Source organism: Pseudomonas sp. PGPPP1, assembly GCF_002255865.1.
Taxonomy (GTDB): Bacteria; Pseudomonadota; Gammaproteobacteria; order Pseudomonadales; family Pseudomonadaceae; genus Aquipseudomonas; species Aquipseudomonas cremoris.
Window position 1 is genome coordinate 23,218 of the sequence record NZ_NKIG01000020.1, and the last position, 20,536, is coordinate 43,753.

General features: G+C 58.5%; 18 protein-coding genes and 1 pseudogene. 8 read left to right on the forward strand and 11 right to left on the reverse strand.

Translation table 11 applies throughout. The features are described 5' to 3' along the window. Positions 1 to 38 precede the first annotated feature (38 nt). The 3 genes from CFE47_RS20710 to CFE47_RS20720 all read left to right on the forward strand — a co-directional run bounded on the left by CFE47_RS20710 (position 39) and on the right by CFE47_RS20720 (position 3,207). Entirely contained in the window at positions 39 to 1,949 is a 1,911-nt protein-coding gene (locus tag CFE47_RS20710) for an ATP-binding cassette domain-containing protein (RefSeq protein ID WP_286839986.1), read from the forward strand. Then, positions 1,949 to 2,503, forward strand: a complete 555-nt coding sequence (locus tag CFE47_RS20715) for a mechanosensitive ion channel family protein (RefSeq protein ID WP_185709823.1) — start codon at positions 1,949 to 1,951, stop codon at positions 2,501 to 2,503. The genes CFE47_RS20710 and CFE47_RS20715 overlap by 1 nt, the downstream gene beginning before the upstream one ends. Positions 2,504 to 2,574: 71 nt before the next feature. Next, positions 2,575 to 3,207: a LysE family transporter gene (locus tag CFE47_RS20720; protein ID WP_135290740.1), complete on the forward strand. Its 633-nt coding sequence runs from the start codon at positions 2,575 to 2,577 to the stop codon at positions 3,205 to 3,207. A 152-nt stretch (positions 3,208 to 3,359) separates the two neighbouring features. Here CFE47_RS20720 and CFE47_RS20725 read toward each other — a convergent pair. The 8 genes and pseudogenes from CFE47_RS20725 to CFE47_RS20760 form a co-directional block, all read right to left on the reverse strand. Beyond that, positions 3,360 to 3,704, reverse strand: a pseudogene (locus tag CFE47_RS20725) (penicillin-binding protein activator LpoB); the annotation flags it as partial. Between the two features lie 94 nt (positions 3,705 to 3,798). Continuing rightward, entirely contained in the window at positions 3,799 to 4,530 is a 732-nt protein-coding gene (locus CFE47_RS20730) for a retron Ec48 family effector membrane protein (protein ID WP_286839988.1), read from the reverse strand. Next, positions 4,523 to 5,710 (reverse strand): reverse transcriptase family protein, encoded by a 1,188-nt coding sequence (locus tag CFE47_RS20735; protein ID WP_286839991.1) that lies wholly within the window; start codon positions 5,708 to 5,710, stop codon positions 4,523 to 4,525. The genes CFE47_RS20730 and CFE47_RS20735 overlap by 8 nt, the downstream gene beginning before the upstream one ends. Positions 5,711 to 6,086: 376 nt before the next feature. Then, positions 6,087 to 6,302: a hypothetical protein gene (locus CFE47_RS20740; protein ID WP_286839994.1), complete on the reverse strand. Its 216-nt coding sequence runs from the start codon at positions 6,300 to 6,302 to the stop codon at positions 6,087 to 6,089. A gap of 223 nt (positions 6,303 to 6,525) precedes the next feature. Further along, entirely contained in the window at positions 6,526 to 7,266 is a 741-nt protein-coding gene (locus CFE47_RS20745) for a penicillin-binding protein activator LpoB (protein WP_286839997.1), read from the reverse strand. 3 nt (positions 7,267 to 7,269) lie between these two features. Then, positions 7,270 to 7,857 carry a penicillin-binding protein activator LpoB gene (gene lpoB, locus CFE47_RS20750; RefSeq protein WP_185709821.1) on the reverse strand — a complete coding sequence of 196 codons (588 nt, stop codon included), beginning with the start codon at positions 7,855 to 7,857 and terminating at the stop codon, positions 7,270 to 7,272. A gap of 35 nt (positions 7,858 to 7,892) precedes the next feature. Beyond that, positions 7,893 to 8,264 carry a YcfL family putative periplasmic lipoprotein gene (locus CFE47_RS20755; RefSeq protein ID WP_185709820.1) on the reverse strand — a complete coding sequence of 124 codons (372 nt, stop codon included), beginning with the start codon at positions 8,262 to 8,264 and terminating at the stop codon, positions 7,893 to 7,895. A gap of 10 nt (positions 8,265 to 8,274) precedes the next feature. Further along, entirely contained in the window at positions 8,275 to 9,669 is a 1,395-nt protein-coding gene (locus CFE47_RS20760) for a COG3014 family protein (protein WP_286840001.1), read from the reverse strand. Between the two features lie 267 nt (positions 9,670 to 9,936). Between CFE47_RS20760 and CFE47_RS20765 the strand changes: the two genes are divergently transcribed. Both CFE47_RS20765 and CFE47_RS20770 read left to right on the forward strand, forming a co-directional pair. Next, positions 9,937 to 11,832, forward strand: a complete 1,896-nt coding sequence (locus CFE47_RS20765) for a cytochrome c/FTR1 family iron permease (protein ID WP_286840005.1) — start codon at positions 9,937 to 9,939, stop codon at positions 11,830 to 11,832. A gap of 37 nt (positions 11,833 to 11,869) precedes the next feature. Next, positions 11,870 to 12,319 carry a YaiI/YqxD family protein gene (locus CFE47_RS20770; protein WP_286840008.1) on the forward strand — a complete coding sequence of 150 codons (450 nt, stop codon included), beginning with the start codon at positions 11,870 to 11,872 and terminating at the stop codon, positions 12,317 to 12,319. A 99-nt stretch (positions 12,320 to 12,418) separates the two neighbouring features. Here CFE47_RS20770 and elbB read toward each other — a convergent pair whose 3' ends face one another. After that, positions 12,419 to 13,084: an isoprenoid biosynthesis glyoxalase ElbB gene (gene elbB, locus CFE47_RS20775; protein ID WP_286840011.1), complete on the reverse strand. Its 666-nt coding sequence runs from the start codon at positions 13,082 to 13,084 to the stop codon at positions 12,419 to 12,421. 116 nt (positions 13,085 to 13,200) lie between these two features. On the opposite strand from elbB, the gene CFE47_RS20780 reads away from it, so the two are divergent. Then, the gene (locus CFE47_RS20780; protein ID WP_286840013.1) at positions 13,201 to 14,436 is read left to right on the forward strand and encodes a sterol desaturase family protein; all 1,236 of its coding nucleotides are present in this window, start codon (positions 13,201 to 13,203) and stop codon (positions 14,434 to 14,436) included. On the opposite strand, the gene CFE47_RS20785 is transcribed toward CFE47_RS20780, so the two are convergent. After that, complete coding sequence (locus CFE47_RS20785) at positions 14,417 to 15,052, reverse strand: DedA family protein (RefSeq protein WP_185709833.1); 636 nt, start codon at positions 15,050 to 15,052, stop codon at positions 14,417 to 14,419. The two genes, CFE47_RS20780 and CFE47_RS20785, sit on opposite strands and share 20 nt — an antisense overlap. Positions 15,053 to 15,261: 209 nt before the next feature. Between CFE47_RS20785 and hemB the strand changes: the two genes are divergently transcribed. Further along, complete coding sequence (hemB, locus tag CFE47_RS20790) at positions 15,262 to 16,275, forward strand: porphobilinogen synthase (RefSeq protein ID WP_286840016.1); 1,014 nt, start codon at positions 15,262 to 15,264, stop codon at positions 16,273 to 16,275. Positions 16,276 to 16,293: 18 nt separating this feature from the next. Then, the gene (ppk1, locus tag CFE47_RS20795) at positions 16,294 to 18,516 is read left to right on the forward strand and encodes a polyphosphate kinase 1 (RefSeq protein ID WP_286840018.1); all 2,223 of its coding nucleotides are present in this window, start codon (positions 16,294 to 16,296) and stop codon (positions 18,514 to 18,516) included. Between the two features lie 179 nt (positions 18,517 to 18,695). On the opposite strand, the gene ppx is transcribed toward ppk1, so the two are convergent. Next, positions 18,696 to 20,198 carry an exopolyphosphatase gene (gene ppx, locus CFE47_RS20800; protein ID WP_185709812.1) on the reverse strand — a complete coding sequence of 501 codons (1,503 nt, stop codon included), beginning with the start codon at positions 20,196 to 20,198 and terminating at the stop codon, positions 18,696 to 18,698. Positions 20,199 to 20,536 lie beyond the last annotated feature (338 nt).

Below are 20,536 nucleotides of genomic sequence, written 5' to 3' on the forward strand. Positions count from 1 at the left end.
GCCAGCGGGCAACGAAGCTGGTAGACTCCGCCGCCATTATGATCCGACTTCAAAGCCTAACATTACAGCGTGGCCCGCAACGTCTTCTCGAAGACGCCGAGCTGACCCTGCACGCCGGTCACAAAGCCGGCCTGATCGGTGCCAACGGCGCCGGCAAATCCACGTTGTTCGCCCTGTTGCTGGGTGAGCTGACCCCGGACTCCGGGGACTGCTTGCTGCCCGCCGACTGGCGCATCGCCCACATGCGCCAGGAGATCGACACCCTGGACCGCATCGCGATCGACTACGTGCTCGATGGCGACCTGCGCCTGCGCCAGGTGCAACACGACCTGGCCGAGGCCGAGAAAGCCCAGGACGGTGCCGCCCAGGCGCGCCTGCACTCGGAACTCGACAGTGCTGACGGCTACACGGCCGATGCCCGCGCGCGCAAGATGCTCGCCGGCCTTGGCTTTACCAACGAACAGATGGACCGCCCGGTCGCCGACTTCTCCGGCGGCTGGCGTATGCGCTTGAACCTCGCCCAGGCGCTGATGTGCCCTTCGGACCTGTTGCTGCTCGACGAACCAACCAACCACTTGGACCTCGATGCGATCCTGTGGCTGGAAGACTTCCTCAAGAGCTACCAGGGCACCTTGCTGCTGATTTCCCACGACCGGGATTTCCTCGACGCCGTGGTCGATAACATCGCCCATGTCGAACAGAAGAAAATCACCCTATACCGTGGCGGCTACACCGCGTTCGAACGCGCCCGTGCCGAGCGTCTGGCCCAGCAGCAACAGGCCTACGAGAAGCAACAGGCGCAGCGTGCGCACATGGAAAGCTACATCGCCCGGTTCAAGGCCCAGGCCACCAAGGCGCGCCAGGCACAGAGCCGGATCAAGGCACTGGAACGCATGGAAGAACTGTCGGCCGCCCACGTCGATTCGCCGTTCGACTTTGTGTTCCGCGAGTCGGTGAAAATCTCCAGCCCGCTGTTGGACCTCTCGGATGCACGCCTGGGTTATGGCGACAAAACCATCTTGGAGAAGGTCAAGCTGCAGCTCACGCCGGGCGCACGCATAGGTTTGCTCGGCCCCAACGGCGCGGGCAAATCGACGCTGATCAAGAACCTGTCGGGTGAGCTTGAGCCCCTGGCCGGCCGCCTGACCCGTGGCGAGAACACCGTGGTGGGCTACTTCGCCCAGCACCAGTTGGACTCCCTCGACTCCAAGGCCAGCCCGTTGCTGCACCTGCAGCGTCTGGCGCCGACCGAGCGCGAGCAGACCCTGCGCGACTTCCTCGGTGGTTTCGACTTCCGTGGTGCGCGCATCGATGAGCCGGTACTGAATTTCTCCGGCGGCGAAAAAGCCCGCCTGGCGTTGGCGCTGATCGCCTGGGACCGCCCGAACCTGCTGCTGCTCGACGAACCGACCAACCACCTGGACCTGGAAATGCGCCTGGCGCTGACCATGGCCCTGCAGGAATTCAGCGGTGCGGTACTGGTGGTGTCTCACGATCGTCACTTGCTCAAGAGCACCACTGACAATTTCTTGCTGGTGGCCGATGGCAAAGTCGAAGAGTTCGACGGTGACCTCGATGACTACGCGCGTTGGCTGACGGATTACCGCCTGCGCAACGCGCCGGTCAGCAACACCCCGGTCAACCCGGACAAGACCGACAAGAAAGCCCAGCGCCAGGCCGCCGCTGCGTTGCGCCAACAGCTGGCACCGCACAAGCGTGAAGCCGACAAGCTGGAAGCCGAACTGGGCAAGGTGCATGAGCGCTTGGCCAAGATCGAAACCAGCCTGGGTGACAGCGCCGTGTACGAAGCCGCCCGCAAGGATGAGCTGCGCGACCTGCTGGCCGAACAGGCCAAGCTCAAGGTGCGTGAAGGGCAGTTGGAGGAAACCTGGATGGAAGCCCTCGAACTGCTGGAGTCCCTGCAAGCGGAGCTGGAGGCGCTGTCCTGATGGAAGCGCTGCAGCTGCCGTTGCCGGCACAATGGATCGAGCCCGTGTGGATCGGTGTGCAAATCCTGCTGATCCTGCTGGCCGGCTACCTCGCCCAGCGCTTCGTGGCCAAGGGCCTCACGCGCTTGGGTGAGCGTTACCCGTTTCCGCCGCAACTGCTGATGCCACTGCGCGGTGGCTTGCGTTGGTTGATCATGGGCAGTGCGTTGATCTTCGTGCTGGGCCGTCTGGGTGTGTCGGCCACGGTGCTCTGGACCGCGCTGTCGGGGTTTGTGGCGGTGGCGGCGGTGGCGTTCTTCGCCATGTGGTCGGTGTTGTCCAACCTGCTGTGCGCGATCTTGATCTTTACCGTGGGGCCGTTTCGCCTTGGCGATATCGTCGAGCTGGTGGACACCGTCGACAAACCGGGCGTGAAAGGCCGGGTCGTGGCGATCAACCTGCTGTACACCACACTGATCGAAGTGGCCGAAGCCGGTACCGACAGCGCTATGGTGCAGGTGCCTAACAGCCTGTTCTTCCAGCGTTCGGTGCGGCGCTGGATCACGCCCGCGTAAAAATTCTATAGCCAGGCCTCGGTGCTCGGAGTTAGCTTACCGCTTACGACGAATTTGATACGAGGTGTGTAATGGCACTCGATACATGGCTGGCCTTTTTCGTGGCCAGTTGGATCATCTCCCTTTCCCCCGGCGCTGGCGCCATCGCTTCGATGTCCAGCGGCCTGCAATATGGCTTTGTGCGCGGCTACTGGAACGCCATCGGCCTGCAAATTGGCTTGGCAATGCAGATTGCTGTGGTCGCCGGCGGCCTGGGTGCCATTTTGGCCACGTCGTCTACTGCGTTCTATGCGATCAAATGGTTCGGTGTGGCGTACCTGGTGTACCTGGCGATCAAACAGTGGCGCGCGTTGCCCATGGACATGACCGATGACGCGGCCGTGCGCCCGATTGGCAAGCCGATGGCGATGATGTTCCGCGGTTTCCTGGTCAATGCCAGCAACCCCAAGGCGTTGGTATTCATGCTGGCGGTGTTGCCGCAGTTCGTGAACCCGCAGGCACCGTTGCTGATCCAGTACGTGATCCTGGGCGCGACGATGATCGCGGTCGATATGATCGTGATGGCGGGGTATACGGGGTTGGCGTCGAAGGTGTTGCGGTTGTTGCGTACGCCTAAGCAGCAGAAGCGTATGAACCGCACGTTTGCGGGGCTGTTCGTGGGGGCTGCGGGGTTCCTGGCCAGTCTGCATCGCGCCACGGCATAAATCGCGATTTGGCTGAAGGAACCCGATCAAAATGTGGGAGCGGGCTTGCTCGCGAAGGCGGAGTGTCAGTCACTAGATGGACCGACTGATCTACCGCCTTCGCGAGCAAGCCCGCTCCCACATTGGTTTTGTGGTGTTTGTGAGATCGCGATTCAGCGCAAGATCTTCGGCGCTTCATCCCTTGGCAGGTTATTGCGCAACGCAGGTTTGCCTGGCTCTTGATAGCCACCACCCAACTGCTCCGCCAACTGCCGCGCCACGTCCTCACCCAACGCTTTCGACACTTCCTTGACCACACGCGGCCGGTTCAGGCTCACGCGCACGTCGCGGCCGTTCACCAATTTGGTGTCCTGGCCTTCGCCCATGGCGGTAAACGCTGAGGTGATCTCGTAGGTGCGGGTGTTGATCAGGCTGAAATCCGCCACCAACGTCAGGCCCAGCACCGCCGAGTAGCTGTTGGTGCGATCGAGGGCGTTGATGTCCTGGATGAACTCGACGTGCAAAGTGCAGAACTGCGTAGAAACTAAGTCCCATATTTACTTTTGTAAAAGACACGCTGGGTCAAGAGCTTTTCATACTCTGCTTAAATACTTAGATGTAAAGTCTTTTTTCAATTGAGGGGACTTGGTCTGAATAGCAAAATGATTTGTTGACGGTAGCAATTAAAGAGAGGATCTGATCTTCGATTTCATAAAATTCATTCCTTGGTTGGTGTGTGATGACTATTCCAATGTTGAGCATAGTTTGAATTATTCTTTCTTGATGTGGGCGATACCTGAACGCGCCACTTTCAGCTTTTGCTGCTTGCAAATTAGATTTAATTATTTCTTTATTTATGCTTTCAATAATTTTGACGTAATCGCTAGATATCGTAGTAAGTCCCAGTCGAGACTGAGAAAAAATAGAATTATACCAAAGGAACGTATCAATTGATGATGTGGAAACTCTATCTCGTTTAGATATTTCATTGCTCAAGTAGCTCTGAAATATCGAGAAGTGCGAGATGTGGTTGCTAAGCGCTGTTGCACCAACGCTATTTAGATAGCTCAATAAGGCTACTATAATGCCTCCGATAGTCGCTAGGGCGACAAGGAGATTTAAAGTCTCTTTGAGAATTAATAATGGTTGGTTGAAAAGGCTTAATGTGTGCTCTACGCAGAAATTGCTAAAGCAGAAGTCTTTGTTGAAGCTATCAGATATACCGGTCTTGAAAAAGATAATTAAGCTTAGCATCAGGCCTACGGCTGCAACAGAAGTAAGAGTGAGCAGTAGCGTGCCTAAGGCTGGGTAAGCTTTAAAAATCTTAGTCAGTCTTTTAGTCATAAATGGGCCTGAGAGATTTTAATCTCTTTCTAAGCGCTTTTTCAGCGCAGGGGAACGATCTTTTAAGTATGTTCAATCTTTCATGTGCTGTGTGAAATCTTTTACTGTACCAGTATGTTGAATGTTTTGACGCATAGTCTTTTTCAAGTCGGGCCACGATAGCTTCCGCGCGACTGATATCTTTTTTTGATGGGAGGGGATACACCTTAACTAACCGCTTGACCAAGCCTAAATGTTTTTCGTGATTCACGCGGCTAAGTTTGTTTACTCTTCCCATACATCTGTTGAAGTCTTGTCGATATGATAATGTGGTGCGATAACCGACTTCTTTAGCTAGTGTTTCTATATTCTTCACGGCGGTTCTTATTCGTGCCACCTCGTCTGAAGGCAGACGGGGCTGCTTAAATGCGACTCGGAGTCCGTGAACTGTTAATGGCTCACTAGATGTATATTGAACTTTCGTCTTTTTTTTATTTAAAGGGAGTTCCTTTTCAGTAAGCATTCCCTCAATTAAATTGATTGCGTAGCTAAAGTCATAGTTTGATGTTTTAGATGATACCGTTATGTCATCAACAAGCCTGGTGTAAACAAGGTTCTTGCGGTGTAGTTTTTCGACTACATATCCTTCGACGTCGTATAGAGAAAGACTTGCTAAGTAGCTTGAGGTAAGAGCGCCCTGGACCACGTGATCATTAAGGCAGCAAATGGACGCAAGGGCGCTAGAAACGTCTTGTGGGTATTTTAAGAAGTTTAGGAAAATATCATGAACAATGATTTTGTGGATGTTGTCAAAAAAATCTTTGATGTCGAGTTTTAAAATGCTTTTCGCGCCGCAGTGTTTTGCGGCGCATGAAACGTAATCTTTATTTATTAAGTCGAAATCATCATTTATCTGGTTGGGGACTGAACCATATAGATGGTCCGGCCAAGCTATAACCTTAGAGTTGGAGAATATTCTCTTGTTAATCCGGCGTTGAATTTTTCGAAGCCGAAAATCCGGGTTATATATTTTTCTAAAACTTCCATCACTCTTCTCTACGGTGGATGCTTGATATTTGGCATCTTCGTGTAGATTCTGGACTTGGCATAGTTCTTCAGCTGTAATGTCCAGGGCTGCACATAATCTATCGATGTTTGCAATAGATTCTGAGGTGACTTTTTTTGGATTTACCGCTGCCAAATTTTAACTTCCGTGTTTAAAAATAGATTTAGCCAACCCATACGCTAGGGTTCAGTGAAGGATGCTGCTTTCATCGATATAGATTTCTGGCGACTGCCATCCTTCACATGGCTAAATCTACCGTTCCTTGCTCCTCCGGGTAGGAGGCGGCGGAGGTGCGAGGGCTCCTCCACATAAGCCTACAAATATATAATCTCGTAGACGCTCTTAAAGAGCAAAGCCAGAATCATTGATTATCGATTGCTGCATATAAGCGGTACGCTTACGCATCTCGAATGCTATCGGTGTCCATCCGAGAAAGCAACTGGCCATTACAAAAAAATAAAATCCTTAAAATTTAGTGGGTTGCGTGATTGTGCATGAGTAATAAGGGTTGCTATTTGCCTTCTTTGGCATTTATGTACGCTTCAGCGGCCACTAATGCGCCGATTGCCTCATTTTTAAGGCCGTGAGAAACCAGAACGTCGAGCAAAATATTTATGATGTGGGGCGAGCCAAGGACATTGGCAGTTTCACTGCTGATGAGACTCGAAAGGTGATGCTTATTGTTTTTTTCCGACAGTGCATCTAAATCGTTGGACTCGTTGTTCATAAGGCACCATTTGGGGAAGTCTTAGCGGTGGGGAACCTTACTTGGTGAGATCGTGTTCGTCGAGCGCGAGCTCAGCGTATTGGATTTCCCTTCCATGGCATTCAGGTTTTGCCGTAAGGTAATGTGAGATCAGTAAGCTAGGTTTGTTGCGGGCCACCAGAGTTTTGGATCACATTCAATATACGGATTTGTTTCCCATCGCTCGCATGGCACCGCGCAGGTTTCAGCGCAAGATCTCCGGCGCCTCATCCCTTGGCAGGTTATTGCGCAACGCAGGTTTGCCTGGCTCTTGATAGCCACCACCCAACTGCTCCGCCAACTGCCGCGCCACGTCCTCACCCAACGCTTTCGACACTTCCTTGACCACACGCGGCCGGTTCAGGCTCACGCGCACGTCGCGGCTGTTCACCAATTTGGTGTCCTGGCCTTCGCCCATGGCGGTAAACGCTGAGGTGATCTCGTAGGTGCGGGTGTTGATCAGGCTGAAATCCGCCACCAACGTCAGGCCCAGCACCGCCGAGTAGCTGTTGGTGCGATCGAGGGCGTTGATGTCCTGGGTGAAGTCGATGTCCGACAGCGTGCCGAACAGTACGTAGTCCGCACCTTTGAAGTGACCGGCCTTGATGCGCTTGATCACGTCGTAGACGTCACCCTTGGCATCGGCGGTGTAGGGCGTGCCCTGCACCAGTTGGAACTGGCGCGACTTGAGGATCTCGCCCTTGATGTCACCGCTGAACTTACGCAGTTCGGTCTGCTCGATGTAGCTGGTACGGCTTTCGTACTCGCTGTAGTTCGACGCGCCGCTGGCGTTGTAGGCGCTGGCCTGGAAGTTGTTGCCGGCCGAAACCATGTGGATGTATTGCTCGACCCGTGCCTCGTAGGCCAGGTCGGTCACCGCGATCTTCGGGGCGGCCGAGGCGCCAAAGGCGCACAGCAGGCCGATCATGCCGATCCATGCACGCATTGCTTAGCGCTCCGTGGTCTTGCGGATTTCTTTTTCGTCCATCCATTCAGCCAGGCCGCTCTCGACGTCCACCAGTTGCAGGCTGAACTTGTAGAACACGTCCTTGTAGTCCGCGCTGCGCTTGACGATGGAGCTGATGGAGCCTTCCAGGCGGTACTTGGCGGCGACCATGTTGCCGGTCTTGCTGACCGTGGACTTCTTGTACAGGCCGCTCTGGTTCTGCAGCTTGAGCTGGTCGACCTGGCTTTGCATGTCGGTGTTGTCGCTGGCGAAGCGTGCGGTGCCGGTCTTCATCAATTGGGTCTTGATCGACGTGGTGATCTCGCGGGTATCGATGTACTCGCTGGTCTTGTTCTTCACGTCATACACCTGAACCACCGGGCGGCCTTGCAGGATGCCGGACTGTGCCAGGGAGCGGGTCATGGTTTCGGCGATCATCTGCAGGTCGGTGGATCCGAACTCGTTGGTCACGGTTTCCACGGCCTTGGTGTCGCCGTAGCTGATGTTCTTGCTGCCCAGGACGGGCGAAGTGTTGGAGCAACCGCTGGCCAAGACGGCGACCACGGCGAGGATCGAAAAGCGTGCAAACATGGGGATATATCTCCAGAGCTGAATAGGAGTGGGCGTCAAGGCGTCTTCACTTCAAGGCGGAAGTCCGCGGCTTGAGGCAGGTTGGCGATGGCCGGCAGGAAGGTCGCCTGGTTGGCGTACAGGTTCAGCACTTTCCAGGTTTCTTCGTCGCCCACTGGGAAGCCGTCGGCGCCCAGCCAGGCGAAGCGGTAATACATCGTCTGGTTGCTGCTGGTGATGTTGCTCAACTGCACCTTGGCGGTGAGGAAGCCGTTCTCGCGTGCCACGCGGATGGCGCCGACGGCGATGCCCTTGAACTTGCCCATCACCACGACTTTGCTCGCGGCGCTGCCGGGCTCAGGCGGCGGCGGGGTGGCGCAGCCGGCGAGCAGGACCAGCGCCAGGGCGCCGAGGATGAAATGACGCATAGCGTGCTCCTTAAGGTTGTTTGAGGGCGATGGCTTGAGTGGCAGGGCTCGGCACCACATGGGCCGCAAGGCCGCCGGCGAACACCTGGTTGCCGACCACGCGCAGGGTAATCACTTGGTAGCGCTGGTCGGCCTTGACTGTTACCAGCGTGCCGCCCAGGGCGTTGGGCAGGCTGACCTGGTGTTCGCCACGTTTTAGGCGCAGGCGGGTCACTTGGGTCATGTCTGGCAGGGTGCGCCAGGTACGCGTGTCGGCGCCTTCGGTGACCGCCGAGGCGATCCCCAGCACCAGGCCCGCCATGGGGTTGGTCTTGTTCAGGTTGTTTTGCGCCACGCCACGCGTGACCGCCCGCACGGTGGTGCGCAGGATGATCCCCGGCATGTCATCGCGCAGGGCGCGGCGGGACATGGCGGTGGTGCTGTTGAGGGCGGTGAGGTTCTGTTGCTGGCCGTCGACACCGATCTGGGCGAACGTCGCCGTGGACGTGTCAGCCTTGATCACTGGGAACGACAGCGGGGTGATGACCAAGTGGCCGTCGATTGGGATCGGCAGCGGCAGGCGGATCGAGTCGCGGGCCGGGGCCAGGCCGCTCTGGACCACGATCAGTACGTCGGTCTCATTGGCGCCGACCTTGGCGTTGTCCAGGTCCAGCAGCGCCTGCTCCAGCAACGGCGTATTGGGGCGCAGTTCGGCGGCTTTGCGATAGCCGGGCGCGGCCAGGTCTTTTTCACCCAGGGCTTCGTAGACGAAGCCGGCCAGGTAATGACTGAACGCACTTTGGTAGCTGTTTTTCAAGCCGACCACTTCCGGCGCGTCCAGGGCTTCCACTGGGTAGCCACGCAGGTCTTTCATCTGGGTGGTTACGCCTTCGCGCTCGGCTTCGTGTTCGCGCTTGAGGTATTCCTTGTCGCGCAGGTCGGCGATGACGGCTTCGCGCTCGTGGGTCTTCTTGATTTCGGTGCGGGCGCCGTCGAAGTCGTTCAGGGCCAGCAGGTTCAGGGCCATTTGGGTGGTCAGCATGACTTTTTCGTAGTCATAGCCTTCGTAGCGACGCACCTTGTCGTTGACCAGGAAGCTGCCGAACTGGGCGAGGTACTTCTCGCTGTCGAACTTGACCGACTCTTCCCACTTGTAGACTTGCAGGTCGGCGCTGCGCCATGCGGTCTGGCTGCCCGTCAGGTCGCCCTTGGCGCGCAACAACTCACCTTTTTCGAAGAAATAGAGCAGGTCTTTGTCGTCGCCGGTGTTGTTCTTTTCCAGCAGGGTCAAGGCGCCGTCGACATTGCCCGTGGCCAATTGCTGGTTAGTGGCTTGCAACTCGGTGTCATAGCTGCGAAACATCGAACAGCCGGAGAGCAAGGTAACCGCCGCTAGCGCGAGCGGAGGTAAGGCGCGTAAAGCCATGCAGCTTCTTCCCTGAAAGTGTTCAACCGGTGTGGTGATTCCTCATGAAAACGAGGAATGAAATTCCCTTTCGCACTAACAGGGCGCGGCATTATAAGCGCCGCTACTGGCAAAACAATGGCTTATTGATGTGATGCGGCTTCCACAACGCCATCACTGGGCTTCTAAAATGTCTCGCCTTATCAAGCGCCAAATCACTTACGCCTTGAGTCAAACCTCTTAAGGCTCAACAATGTGTTACTTCGTATTTCCCTTTGAGATTCATTCATGACTGCCCCCTTCCGTTTTCTCGCCTGGCTGCTGTTGCCGGCGCTGATGTCGTGCAGCTTCAACCTGCTGGCCGCGACTGCCGAGGGCGCCCCACAAGCCCTGCATTTGCTGGACTACATTGGCGCTGACTACCCTCCCACCGTGGAAGCGGGCAAGGTCATCGATGAGTCTGAATACCGTGAGCAGGTGGAGTTTCTTGGGGTTTTGCAGGGTTTGGTCGCGGACCTGCCAGAGAAGCCTGAACGCGCTGAGTTGGTAAAAGGCGTTGATGAGTTGCTGGCGGCAGTGACAGCCCGCGCGGAGGGCGCGACGGTTGCGCACCAGGCCCGGCAGTTGGGCGCTCAGTTGGCGGTGGCCTATGAAGTCAGCCAAGCCCCGGCGATCACCCCAGACCCGACGCGCGGCGCACCGCTTTACGCCCAGCATTGTTCGGTGTGCCACGGCACTGTTGGTGCCGGTGATGGCCCGGCCGGCATGGGCATGACACCACCGCCCGCCAACCTGACGGATGCGGCGCGCCTGGACCGCCTGAGTCTGTACGCGATCTACAACACCCTCGGCCTGGGCGTCGAAGGCACTGACATGCCGTCCTTTGCCGACCAATTGGACGACCGCCAGCGCTGGGACCTAGCCACCTATATCGCTGGCTTCACCGCCGAGCCGGCCGCTGCAAAAAGTGAGCAGTCCTTCAACCTCGCTGATCTGGCCCGCCAAACCCCTAATGAAGTGCTGGCTGCCAACGGCCCAGCCGCTGCCGCGACCTTCCGCGCCCAGCGTGCGCAACCGCCGCAGGTCAAGCGTGGCCCTGCGCAGTTGCTCGACTACACCGCGACCACCTTGGACAAAAGCCTCGCCGCGTTCCGCAACGGTGATCACGAGCAGGCCTATGACCTGTCGGTAGCCGCTTATCTGGAAGGCTTCGAGCTGGTGGAGAGCTCCCTGGACAACGTCGACGCCAACGTGCGCAAGGACACCGAAAAGGCGCTGATGGCCTACCGGCAGTCGTTGCAGGACGGCTTGCCAATCGAGCAGGTGCAACAGCGTCTGGATGTGGCCAAGGCCAAGCTCACCGAATCCGCCGGCCTGTTGGGCAGTGATGGCCTGAGTTGGTCGTTGAGCTACATCTCCGGCTTGCTGATTTTGCTGCGCGAAGGCCTGGAAGCGATCCTGGTGCTGGCGGCGATCCTGGCGTTCCTGCGGAATACCGGCCAGCAATCGGCGGTGCGCAGCGTCAACGTTGGCTGGGGCCTGGCGCTGTTGGCCGGTTTGGCCACCTGGGCGTTGGCGGCGTATGTGATTGATGTGAGCGGTGCGCAGCGTGAGTTGCTTGAAGGCTGCACCGCGCTGTTCGCCAGTGTGATGGTGCTGTGGCTGGGCGTGTGGATGCACGACCGTCGCCATGCAGCAGCCTGGCAGGACTACATCAAGAGCAGCCTGGTGGGCGGCGGCGGGCGCTTTGGTTTTGCGATGTTGGCGTTCTTCTCGGTATACCGCGAGCTGTTCGAAGTGATCCTGTTCTATGAAACCCTGTGGTTGCAAGCTGGCCCAGCCGGGCACAACGCGGTGTTGGCCGGCGGCGCAACGGCGCTGGTGCTGTTAGTGGGCCTGGCGTGGGTGATTTTGCGCGGTTCGGCGAAGTTGCCATTGGCGTTGTTTTTCGGCATCAACGCAGCACTGCTGTGCGCGCTGTCGGTGGTGTTCGCTGGCCACGGTGTGAAAGCGCTGCAGGAAGCTGGCATCTTCGGTACGCGGCCAGTGGCGTTCTTTGACTTCGACTGGCTGGGTATTCACGCCGATGCGTATTCGTTGAGTGCGCAGGCGGTGGCGATCCTGGCGATTGTGGTGTTGTATGGCCGCAGTCGGCTGGCCGAAAAGCGCCGTGTTACTGCTTGAGCGTGCACGGTCAGTGCGGTGGATATGAGGAGTGTTTATGCGCGTATGGATCGATGCCGACGCCTGCCCTCGGGCAGCCAAGGACCAGGTGGTCAAGTTCGCCCTCAAGCGCCAGTTCGAAGTGGTGCTGGTGGCGGGGCAGAGCCAGATCAAGCCGAGCTTTTCGTGCGTGAAGCTGATCGTGGTTCCCAGCGGTCCGGACGCGGCGGATGACTACCTGGTAGAGCATGCCGTGCCCGGCGAGCTAGTGATTTGCAGCGACGTGCCCCTGGCCGATCGCTTGGTGAAGAAGGGCGTGACCGCCCTCGATCCACGGGGCAAGGAGTTCAGTCCGGCGAACATGAGTGAACGCCTCGCGGTGCGCAACCTGTTCACCGACCTGCGTGAACAGGGCCAGATGGGCGGCGGGCCACCGCCCTATGGGGAAAAGGACAAGCAGGCATTTGCCAATGCCCTGGATCGGATCCTCACACGCCTGATGTTGTAGTGAGCGGGCTTGCCCTGCGCCGCGGTGTGTCAGGTAAGCGTGTTGCGCCTGGTATACCGCAGTGCGGGGCAAGCCCGCTCACTACATTCAATGGGTTGCTCAGTCGTTTTCGTGGGTCAGTTCAAGTACTCGATCCACCAGCTTGTTGATGCCTGACGCCACCTCGCTGATGCGCTTGCCCACCATATAGGCCGGTGTGCTTACCAATTTGCGCGCCTTGTCTTCGACGATATCTTCCACCGAGCATTCCTGGTGAGTGGCGCCCATCTTGTCCAACGCCGCTGCGGTTTCGGGGCAGTTGCCAATGGTGCAGGTCACACCTGGGCCGTAGATTTTCGCCGCCAGCGCAGGCGAGATGCAGATCAGCCCCACCGGTTTACCGGCTTCGGCAAACGCCTCGGCCAGCGCCAATACCTGAGGGTTGACGCTGCAACCGGCGCCTTCCACGGCAAAGTTCGACAGGTTCTTCGCCGCGCCAAACCCGCCAGGCACGATCAGCGCGTCGAAGTCATCGGCGTTCGCTTCACGGATGTCTTCCACTTCGCCTCGGGCGATCCGCGCCGACTCCACAAGCACATTGCGTGACTCGGGCATCTCCTCGCCGGTGAGGTGGTTGATCACGTGCAACTGGGCAATGTCGGGGGCAAAACATTGGACCTGAGCGCCGCGCTGGTCCAGGCGCAGCAAGGTGATCACGCTTTCGTGGATCTCTGCGCCGTCGTACACGCCGCAGCCGGAAAGGATCACTGCAATCTTTTTGCTCATGGGCATTTCTCCTGGGGTCATGGCGTTAAATGTCTACTAATTTGTCACCTGTTGCCAATGGGGTCTGGCGCCGCTACACCTAATCTAGATGTAACAAAAACAAACCGGACCAGACCATGGACTTCGTGCCTTACGCGGTACCGTTTTTCATCGCCTTGATCGTGGTGGAGCTGCTCGCTGACCGCTGGCGTGGCGAGCGCAACTACCGTGTGGCGGACGCCATCAACAGCCTCAGCACCGGTGTGTTGTCCACCACCACGGGTCTGTTGACCAAAGGCGTGGGGATTTTGACCTACGCGTTCGCCCTCAAACACCTGGCGCTGATCGAGCTTTCGGCGAACAGCGTGTGGACCTGGGTGTTCGCCTTTGTGTTCTACGACTTCTGCTACTACTGGCTGCACCGCATGGGCCATGAGCGCAATATCCTCTGGGCCGCGCACTCGGTGCATCACCAGAGCGAGGACTACAACCTCAGCACGGCCCTGCGCCAGACCAGTACCGGCTTCCTGCTGAGCTGGATCTTCTACCTGCCGCTGGCCGTACTCGGCGTACCGCTGGTGGTATTTATCAGCGTGGCGTCCCTTAACTTGCTGTATCAATTTTGGGTGCACACCCGTCATGTGCCAAAGCTCGGTTGGTACGAGTGGTTCTTCGTCACGCCGTCCAATCATCGGGCTCACCATGCACAGAACGCTCTCTACATGGATCGCAACTACGGCGGGGTGTTCATTATTTGGGACCGCCTGTTCGGCACCTTCCAGGAAGAAGACGACAACGAACCGGTGATTTTCGGTGTGACCACACCCCTGGCCAGTTGGAACCCGCTGTGGGCCAACCTGCAGTTTTATGCACAACTGTGGAGTGATGCGCGCCGTACCGAAAGCGGGTGGGACAAGGTGCGCATCTGGTTCATGCGCACCGGTTGGCGCCCGGCGGACGTGAAGGCCAAGTACCCGCTGGCCAAACACGATCTGAGTCAGTTCCGTAAATTCGAGGTGCCGCTGGACGTGCGCCAGCAGGTGTATATCGCTCTGCAATTTGCGGCGTATGTAGGCTTTGGTAGCTACCTGATGAATTTCGGCGAGGGGCTGCCCACGGCGGCGCTGGTCCTGGGCTGGAGTGCGATGGCGTTGGGGCTGTTTACCTTGGGCGTGGCCCTGGAAAATCGCCCGTGGGCGCTCAAGGCAGAGCTGGCGCGCCTGGCGCTGAACGTGCCGTTGGTATGGCTGGCGCCGCTGGTTGGGCTGTGGCCGGCCAGCAACTTGGGCTGGCTGGGCCTGTTGAGTTACAGCTTGATCAGTGTGATCGGTCTCTACTGCTGCAGGGACCGGCTTACTCGATTGGCGTCTTAGGCGCTTCGACCGGGGCCGGTTCGGCAGCGAGCCGGGCCTTGGCGTCGGCACAGGCTTCACGGGCGATGCGCGCGTTCTTGAAACGGCGGCGCAGCCACAGGCCGAAACCCAGCACCAGCAATGCGCCGAGTACCCACAGTTCGTACTTCTTGACGCTGCCCAGCATGCCTTCCAGCACCGCGCCGAAGTGGTAGGCCGCAGCGCCCAGTGCCAGCGCCCAGATTGCAGCGCCAATACCGTTGAGGATCAGGTAGCGCAACGGTGGGTAGCCGGAAAGCCCGATGGCCACGGGCATGACGGTGCGTAACCCGTAGACGAAGCGGAAGCTCAGCACCCAGATATCCGGATGTTTGCGGATATGCTCCAGGGCCTTGTCGCCCATCAATTGCCAGCGCGGCTTGCGCGCCAGCAGCTTGCGGCCGTGCTTGCGGCCCATGTAATACCAAAGCTGGTCGCCGGCGTAGCTGCCGAAGAAGGCAACGACCACCACCAGGTTGATATCCATGTACCCACGGAACGCCAGGAAGCCTGCGAGAACCAAGATGGTCTCGCCTTCGAAGAACGTGCCCAGGAAGAGCGCAAAGTAGCCGAAGTCATGCAGAAATTGTTGAAGCATGGTCTGGGGTGCTGGCGAAATGAACGCGCAGCCTACGCCTTCGTGAACATTCATGAAAGTATCGAGATGTGTCACGAAGTGAACAATTCCTACATAAACGACGAATGCGACTACAGGTCGCATCGGCAAGCACAACTGTCATACCTTCGTCATAATGGCCGCTTATAACTGCAACGCTCGCCCGTATTACGCGGGCTCAGGAGTCTGTCGTGAGCTTTACCCCTGCCAATCGCCTGTTCCCCGCAACCCGCCTGCGTCGCAATCGCCGTGATGATTTTTCTCGCCGCCTGGTGCGTGAAAACGTGCTGACGACGAACGATCTGATCCTGCCGGTGTTTGTGCTCGACGGTGAGAATCGGCGCGAAGCCGTGGCGTCGATGCCAGGTGTAGAGCGCTTGACCATCGATCAGCTATTGATCGAGGCGGCCGGTTGGGTCGAACTGGGGATTCCGGCGCTGGCGCTGTTTCCGGTCACGCCGCATGAGCTCAAGTCCCTCGATGCGGCTGAAGCCTGGAACCCGGAGGGCATTGCCCAGCGCGCCACCCGTGCGTTGCGCGAGCGTTTCCCGGAGCTGGGGGTGATCACTGACGTGGCGTTGGACCCGTTCACCACCCACGGCCAGGATGGCATTCTTGATGAAGACGGCTATGTTCAGAACGACATCACCGTTGATGCACTGGTCAAGCAAGCCTTGTCCCACGCCGCAGCGGGCGCCCAGGTGGTTGCTCCGTCGGACATGATGGACGGCCGCATCCAGGCGATTCGCGAAGCCCTGGAGCTGGCCGGCCACGTCAATGTGCGCATCATGGCCTACTCGGCCAAGTACGCCAGCGCCTATTACGGCCCCTTCCGTGATGCGGTGGGTTCGGCCCTGAACCTGGGCAAGGCCAACAAGGCCTCGTACCAGATGGACCCGGCCAACAGCCACGAAGCCCTGCACGAAGTGGCGGCCGACCTGGCCGAAGGCGCCGACATGGTGATGGTCAAGCCCGGGATGCCTTACCTCGACATCCTTTATCGGGTCAAAGAGGAATTCAAGGTACCGACCTTTGTCTATCAGGTCAGTGGCGAATACGCGATGCACATGGCTGCAATACAGAATGGATGGCTGAGTGAAGGGGTGATCCTTGAATCCCTGACGGCCTTTAAACGTGCCGGCGCTGATGGCATTCTGACCTACTTCGCCGCCCGCGCTGCCCAATTGCTTAGAGAGCAACAATAGCCCTCACAGGAACACTCGATGAATACCGAAGGACTCACAGACGTTGCCGTAAAAGACGCTCACCCGGTGGTTGAACAAGTCACCGAGACCCCGCCGGAACTGGAGCCCGCCGCGCCTGCCGTGGTAGCCGAAACGCCTGTGCCGGCGCCGGTGGCCGCGGTGACCAACCTGGATGACAGCAGCCTGTACATCCACCGCGAGCTGTCCCAACTGCAATTCAACATCCGCGTGCTGGAACAGGCGCTGGATGAGTCCTATCCCCTGCTGGAGCGGCTGAAATTCCTGCTGATTTTCTCCAGCAACCTGGACGAGTTCTTCGAAATCCGCGTGGCCGGCCTCAAGAAGCAGATCACCTTCGCCCGTGAACAAGCGGGTGCCGACGGCCTGCAACCGCACCAGGCGCTGGCGCGCATCAGCGAGCTGGTGCACGGCCATGTGGACCGCCAGTACGCGATCCTCAACGACATCCTGCTGCCGGAACTGGAAAAACATCAGGTCCGCTTCATCCGTCGCCGTCACTGGACCACCAAGATCAAGACCTGGGTGCGCCGTTATTTCCGCGACGAGATTTCGCCGATCATCACGCCTATCGGCCTCGACCCGACGCACCCGTTCCCGTTGCTGGTGAACAAAAGCCTCAACTTTATCGTCGAGCTGGAAGGTATCGACGCCTTCGGTCGCGATTCCGGCCTGGCGATTATCCCGGCCCCGCGCTTGTTGCCACGGATCATCAAGGTACCGGAAGAGGTGGGGGGCGCTGGCGACAATTATGTATTCCTCTCGTCGATGATCCACGCGCACGCTGACGACCTGTTCCAGGGCATGAAGGTCAAGGGTTGCTACCAGTTCCGACTGACGCGTAACGCCGACCTGGCGCTGGACTCCGAAGACGTCGAAGACTTGGCCCGTGCCCTGCGCGGCGAGCTGTTTTCGCGTAGATACGGCGATGCGGTGCGCCTTGAGGTGGCCGACACTTGCCCGAAACACCTGTCGGACTACTTGCTCAAGCAGTTCAACCTGGCAGAGTCCGAGCTGTATCAGGTCAATGGCCCGGTGAACCTGACCCGTCTGTTCAGCATCACTGGCCTGGACAGCCACCCGGAGCTGCAATACACCCCGTTCACCCCGCAGATTCCGAAACTGCTGCAAAACAGCGAGAACATTTTCAGCGTGGTGAGCAAGCAGGACATCCTGCTGCTGCACCCGTTCGAGTCCTTCACCCCGGTGGTCGACCTGTTGCGCCAGGCCGCCAAGGACCCGCACGTATTGGCCGTACGCCAGACCTTGTACCGTTCTGGCGCCAACTCGGAGATCGTCGATGCCTTGGTCGACGCCGCGCGTAACGGCAAGGAAGTCACCGCAGTGATCGAACTGCGTGCACGGTTCGACGAAGAGTCCAACCTGCAACTGGCTAGCCGCCTGCAAGCGGCGGGCGCGGTGGTGATCTACGGCGTGGTCGGCTTCAAGACCCACGCCAAGATGATGCTGATCCTGCGTCGCGAAGCCGGTGAGATCGTGCGCTACGCGCACTTGGGTACCGGTAACTACCACGCCGGCAACGCCAAGCTCTATACCGACTACAGCCTGCTGACCTCCGACGACGCGTTGTGTGAAGACGTCGGCAAGTTGTTCAGCCAGCTGATCGGCATGGGCAAGACCTTGCGCATGAAGAAGCTGCTGCACGCGCCGTTCACACTCAAGAAGGGCATGCTCGACATGATTGCCCGCGAGACCCAGTTCGCCCTCGACGGCAAGCCGGCGCACATCATCGCCAAGTTCAACTCGTTGACCGATCCGAAAATCATCCGCGCGCTGTACAAGGCCAGCCAGTCGGGCGTGCGTATCGACCTGGTGGTACGGGGCATGTGCTGCCTGCGTCCGGGCATTGTCGGCGTGTCGCACAATATCCACGTGCGTTCGATCATCGGCCGCTTCCTGGAGCACACGCGGGTGTTCTACTTCCTCAACGGCGGCGAAGAGCAGATGTTCCTCTCCAGCGCCGACTGGATGGAGCGCAACCTCGATAAGCGCGTAGAAACCTGCTTCCCGGTGGAAGGCAAGAAGCTGATCATGCGGGTCAAGAAGGAGCTGGAAAGCTACCTCACCGACAACACCCACAGCTGGAGCCTGCAGTCGGACGGCCGCTACGTGCGCAACACGCCAACCGGCAACCAAAACCCGCGCAGCGCGCAGGCGACGTTGTTGGAGCGGTTGGGCAGCCCAATCCTGACGGTGAACTAAACCCGCCTCCGATCCTGTAGTGAGCGGGCTTGCCCCGCGCTGGGTTGCGCAGCAGCCCTAAAACCAAACGCCGCGCTCTGTCTGACAGAGCGCGGCGTTCTTATTGGGGCTGCTGCGCAACCCAGCGCGGGGCAAGCCCGCTCACTACAGCACTTGTTTTCAGAGTCCTGTAGACCGTATCAGCGCACGTTCAGCGTGAACCCCACCCGCGTCAACCATTCCGCTTCCTGGGCAAAATCCGCCTGGGTCAGTTGGTTCTCATCCAGCCAATCTTTCGGGAACACTACGTCCAGGCTTTCGCCGTTGGCGCGCAGGGTCACCTGGGGCATCTCTTGAGTGCCACGGATGTGGTGGAACAGGATCGCAAAGCGCAACAGCACGCACAGGCGAATCAGCTTGATGCCTTCATCACCGAACTCGGCAAACTTGTCCTTGGGGATATTACGGCGATGGCCGCGCACCAGCAGGGCGAGCATCTGTTGGTCTTCACGAGAGAAGCCCGCCAGGTCGGAGTGCTCGATCAGGTAAGCGCCGTGCTTGTGGTAGTGGTAGTGGGCGATGTCCAGGCCCACTTCGTGCACCTTGGCAGCCCAACCCAACAACTCGCGCCAGACGCCGTCCTCCAGGTCCCAGTCCTCGGCCACTTGGTCGAAGGCGTGCAGGGCTTTGCGCTCCACGCGGGCCGCTTGTTCCAGGTCGACGTGATAACGCTCCATCAGCGAGCTGAGGGTGCGCTCACGCACGTCTTCGTGGTGATGACGACCCAGCAGGTCATACAGCACGCCTTCGCGCAGGGCGCCATCGCAGTGGTCCATGCGTTGCAGTTCGAGGGCATCGAAGATCGCTTCGAGAATCGCCAGGCCCGCCGGGAAGATAGTGCGACGGTCGGGCTTGATGCCGTCGAAGTCGATCTTCTCGGCGTCTCCCAGCTTGAACAGCTTGCGCTTGAGCCACGCCAGGCCTTCGGCATTGACCTCGCCGGTGCCGTGGCCGCCGGCCTTGAGGGCCAGGCCGATGGCACGGATGGTACCGGACGAGCCGATGGCTTCATCCCAAGTCAGGCGGTGCAGGGCGTGCTCGATGCTCATGATCTCCAACCGCGCCGCTGTATAAGCCTGGGCGTAGCGCGCCGGGGTGATCTTGCCGTCTTTGAAATAACGCTGGGTATAGCTGACGCAGCCCATTTGCAGGCTTTCGCGCAGCAATGGCTCGAATCTTTGCCCGATGATGAATTCGGTACTGCCCCCGCCGATGTCGGCGACCAGGCGTTTGCCGGGCGTGTCGGCCAGGGTGTGGGACACGCCGAGGTAGATCAGGCGTGCTTCTTCACGACCGGAGATGACTTCCACCGGGTGCCCGAGGATCTCTTCCGCACGGCGGATGAATTCGCCACGGTTGCGCGCTTCACGCAGGGCGTTGGTGCCGACGATTCGTACGGCGCCCAGAGGCATGCCGTTGATCAACTGGGCAAAACGCTTGAGGCAATCGAGGCCGCGCTGCATGGATTCTTCATTGAGCTGACGCTCATCATCGATGCCGGCAGCCAGTTGTACTTTCTCGCCGAGCCGCTCAAGGATGCGGATTTCGCCGTTCTGGGCCTTGGCCACGACCATGTGAAAGCTGTTGGAGCCCAGGTCGATGGCGGCGATCAGGGACAGATTCTTGGCTTGGGATTGCGGCATGGTTTGTGGGTCTCGGTCGATAACCTCGCCATCGTGCCACGATCGACCGCTGACGCCAACGCGTTGTGCCAAGGGATTTTGTCCCTCGTCTCAATCAGACGCGTGAAGGCTGCCTGTAGGAAATAGATGTGACAGTTGTGTTACTAAAACTGTGAGTTCTGTAGTTCAGGCATTTCAGGTGTACGTGATTGCTGGGCGGTATACAGGATCCTACAAGAAACTGGGTTTGTCCCACTCTATTGTTTTCGTGTTCCCACTTTAGACGCTCTGGAGTTGAAGATGAACCGCAGAGGGTTCTTACTATCTTCGATGTTTTTTCCGGCTTTCATAGCAGGGCG

Excerpts from the sequence above, each read along its gene's own strand:
- CFE47_RS20755 (WP_185709820.1), bottom strand. The coding sequence starts at position 8,264 with ATGCGTCATTTCATCCTCGGCGCCCTGGCGCTGGTCCTGCTCGCCGGC.
- lpoB (WP_185709821.1), bottom strand. The coding sequence starts at position 7,857 with ATGTTTGCACGCTTTTCGATCCTCGCCGTGGTCGCCGTCTTGGCCAGC.
- ppk1 (WP_286840018.1), top strand. The coding sequence starts at position 16,294 with ATGAATACCGAAGGACTCACAGACGTTGCCGTAAAAGACGCTCACCCG.
- CFE47_RS20760 (WP_286840001.1), bottom strand. The coding sequence starts at position 9,669 with ATGGCTTTACGCGCCTTACCTCCGCTCGCGCTAGCGGCGGTTACCTTG.
- elbB (WP_286840011.1), bottom strand. The coding sequence starts at position 13,084 with ATGAGCAAAAAGATTGCAGTGATCCTTTCCGGCTGCGGCGTGTACGAC.
- CFE47_RS20715 (WP_185709823.1), top strand. The coding sequence starts at position 1,949 with ATGGAAGCGCTGCAGCTGCCGTTGCCGGCACAATGGATCGAGCCCGTG.
- CFE47_RS20710 (WP_286839986.1), top strand. The coding sequence starts at position 39 with ATGATCCGACTTCAAAGCCTAACATTACAGCGTGGCCCGCAACGTCTT.
- CFE47_RS20730 (WP_286839988.1), bottom strand. The coding sequence starts at position 4,530 with ATGACTAAAAGACTGACTAAGATTTTTAAAGCTTACCCAGCCTTAGGC.
- CFE47_RS20765 (WP_286840005.1), top strand. The coding sequence starts at position 9,937 with ATGACTGCCCCCTTCCGTTTTCTCGCCTGGCTGCTGTTGCCGGCGCTG.
- CFE47_RS20720 (WP_135290740.1), top strand. The coding sequence starts at position 2,575 with ATGGCACTCGATACATGGCTGGCCTTTTTCGTGGCCAGTTGGATCATC.
- CFE47_RS20770 (WP_286840008.1), top strand. The coding sequence starts at position 11,870 with ATGCGCGTATGGATCGATGCCGACGCCTGCCCTCGGGCAGCCAAGGAC.
- CFE47_RS20780 (WP_286840013.1), top strand. The coding sequence starts at position 13,201 with ATGGACTTCGTGCCTTACGCGGTACCGTTTTTCATCGCCTTGATCGTG.
- ppx (WP_185709812.1), bottom strand. The coding sequence starts at position 20,198 with ATGCCGCAATCCCAAGCCAAGAATCTGTCCCTGATCGCCGCCATCGAC.
- CFE47_RS20740 (WP_286839994.1), bottom strand. The coding sequence starts at position 6,302 with ATGAACAACGAGTCCAACGATTTAGATGCACTGTCGGAAAAAAACAAT.
- CFE47_RS20785 (WP_185709833.1), bottom strand. The coding sequence starts at position 15,052 with ATGCTTCAACAATTTCTGCATGACTTCGGCTACTTTGCGCTCTTCCTG.
- CFE47_RS20745 (WP_286839997.1), bottom strand. The coding sequence starts at position 7,266 with ATGCGTGCATGGATCGGCATGATCGGCCTGCTGTGCGCCTTTGGCGCC.